The organism is Streptomyces sp. NPDC045026, from assembly GCF_056432625.1.
The window spans coordinates 1-2,376 of record NZ_JBWKIS010000065.1 but is presented as its reverse complement, the minus strand read 5'-3'; the positions used below and the strand labels follow the sequence as shown (position 1 = coordinate 2,376).

Below are 2,376 nucleotides of genomic sequence, written 5' to 3'. Positions count from 1 at the left end.
GGGTTCTGGCTCAACTTCCGTGACGTGTCACTATGCGTAGCCTCTGCGGCTGCCGGTCGTAATTCCCAGGCGGTGGTGGTGACGGGTCCCGTACGGTGCCGAGATGTTGACTGTACGAGCGATGACGGAAGCCGATGTTGCGGCTGTATCCGCGATACGAGTGACCGGCTGGCAGGCCGCGTATGCGGGGATTGTTCCCCAATCCCACCTCGATGGGATGACGGTCGAAGCAGATACTCAGCAGCGTCGACAGCACTTCAAGAGGTCGAAGGAGCGCACAACCAATCTGGTTGCGGCCGACACCTTTGGCCGAGTGGTGGGTTGGGCTTGCTTCGGTCCCTTTCGCGGCACCGGAACAAGTGCGACTACGGGTGAGCTTTACGCTCTGTATGTTCAGCCCTCACTCATCGGGTCCGGAATCGGTCGCACACTACTCGAAGCCGTGCGCGCCCACGCTCTTGCCCACAGCTTCGACCTGGTGCTGTTGTGGGTCCTCAAGGAGAACACCACGGCACGTCGTTTCTACGAGCGAGCTGGCTATGTCGCTGACGGTGCAGTACAGGCTGACGACTATGACGGAGTATCTGTATCCGAAGTTCGTTACCGGCGCTCTCTGTAGGAGCACGACGTCGGCTGGGTGGACCCCTGCCAGGAGTCAGGCAAGCAAGACTCGTTTGCGCAGGAGACGGAAGCCCGCGCGGCCGAACATCTGCCGTTTGAGCATCTTGATCCGGTTGACGTGTCCTTCGACAACGCCGGAGCTCCAGGGCAGGGTGAGGCCGGCTATGACGGCGTCGCGGTCGCGGTCGATGCCTGCGGCGAGGGTATGGAGGCTGGGGAGGTCGTCCTGGCGGACGGCGTGGAGCCACTGTGGGAGTCGTTCGCCCTGGCGCTCGGTGAGCATCTGGGCAAAGGACCGGACATGGCCGGTAAGGGCGTCGAGTTCAGGGCAGTTGGCCAGGACAGCTTTGAGTCGGAGTTGTTCGATCTCTGTGAGGGATTCCGGGCGGCTGAGGATCCATCTGGTCACCACGCGGGGTGCCGGCGGTTGTGCGGTCACTGGGCGGGGTGAGGTGCGCTTCTTCCGAATGTAGGCGCTGACGATGCCGTAACTGCCCTGGTAGCCGAGTGGGACGATCTCTTCCCAGAGTTTCCAGGCATTGGTGCAGCCCTCGCTCCATCGGTCGTCCAAGTAGGGCTTGTACTCGTCCAGGGCGGAGGTTCGGTTGTACTGCCACTGCCCGCGGAAGAGGTCCTCGGGTTTGACGGCGTCGGCGAGGCTTTTCACAGTGCGGTGGGTCATGTGGAGCTGGCGGCCGATCGAGCGGCGGCTGTGGCCGGCTTCGAGCAGTGCGTGGACGGTGGCGTGCCTGGCTCGGATGCGGTTGGCGAACCGGTCGCTTTTCCAAGGGGAGGCCGGTCTTTCTTCGGGCAGCGTGGACTCGTTGTCCTCTTCTCCGGCTGGTTCGGGAAGAAGGACGCGCAGGCACTGGCGGTGGCGGGCGACGGCCCGTTCAGCGGCCTGGCCGAGGTTGTTCCACAGGTGCCAGCGGTCAGCAACTTGGATTGCCTGCGGCGCCCCGGCTGTGGCGCCTTCCGCGAAGAACGGAGCTCGGTCTCGGCAGACCACTTCGATGCCCGGACGCTTTGCCAGCCACTTGGCCAGGCTGGATGCCTCTCGGTCAGGCAACAGGTCCACCGGCCGGCGGGTCTCGACATCGACCAGAACCGTGCCGTAGACGCGGCCCTTCCGCGTCGCGTACTCATCGACACCAACTACCCGCGGGGTCGGTGCCTCCGGCTCGGGCAACGCGTCGACCAGGCGCAAGATCGTGCTGCGGCTGACGGACACTCCCATGATCCGTGCCATCCGGGCACCGGCCCGGCCGGCGAGGGCCAGACCGACCGCCGCAAGCGTCGAACGCAGTCTCTCGGTCCACCGGCTGTGCCGCCGGGTCAGCCCCGACATTTGCTCGACGAACGTACGCCGTCCGCACGAAACATGCCGACAGAAGAACCGGCGGACCCGCAGACAGAGGGCCACCCGCCGTCCACCGCTGGAAACGTCGGCAGGAAACCGCAGGTAGGAGCTGTGTATCCGGCGCGAAAGACTGCCACAGTCCGGACACGCTGCCCCGGCCGCCGTACACCGGGCCTCGATGCGTAACGCTTCGTCATTCACGTCCACCGACAGCACCGCCACGTCCGCGATCGTCGGCAACAACAGCTTCTCCAGCTGGAGCAATGTCTCTGCCATGAGGCTGAACTGTCGGCCACAGGAGATCGGCACTGGTCATTTTCAGGCAACTTCCTGGAGGCTTATCCGAGTCCGAATGTCACTCAGCGTGTCCCTTTCACGGAAAGTGAGCCAGAACC

General features: G+C 64.3%; 2 protein-coding genes. One reads left to right on the top strand and one right to left on the bottom strand.

The features are described from left to right. Nucleotides 1–121 precede the first annotated feature (121 nt). Nucleotides 122–619 (top strand): N-acetyltransferase family protein, encoded by a 498-nt coding sequence (locus AC07EJ_RS46010; protein ID WP_478886536.1) that lies wholly within the window; start codon nt 122–124, stop codon nt 617–619. A gap of 36 nt (nt 620–655) precedes the next feature. Here the strand turns inward: AC07EJ_RS46010 and AC07EJ_RS46005 are convergent, their stop codons facing one another. Continuing rightward, nucleotides 656–2,257 (bottom strand): ISL3 family transposase, encoded by a 1,602-nt coding sequence (locus AC07EJ_RS46005; protein ID WP_478886535.1) that lies wholly within the window; start codon nt 2,255–2,257, stop codon nt 656–658. Nucleotides 2,258–2,376: the final 119 nt, after the last annotated feature.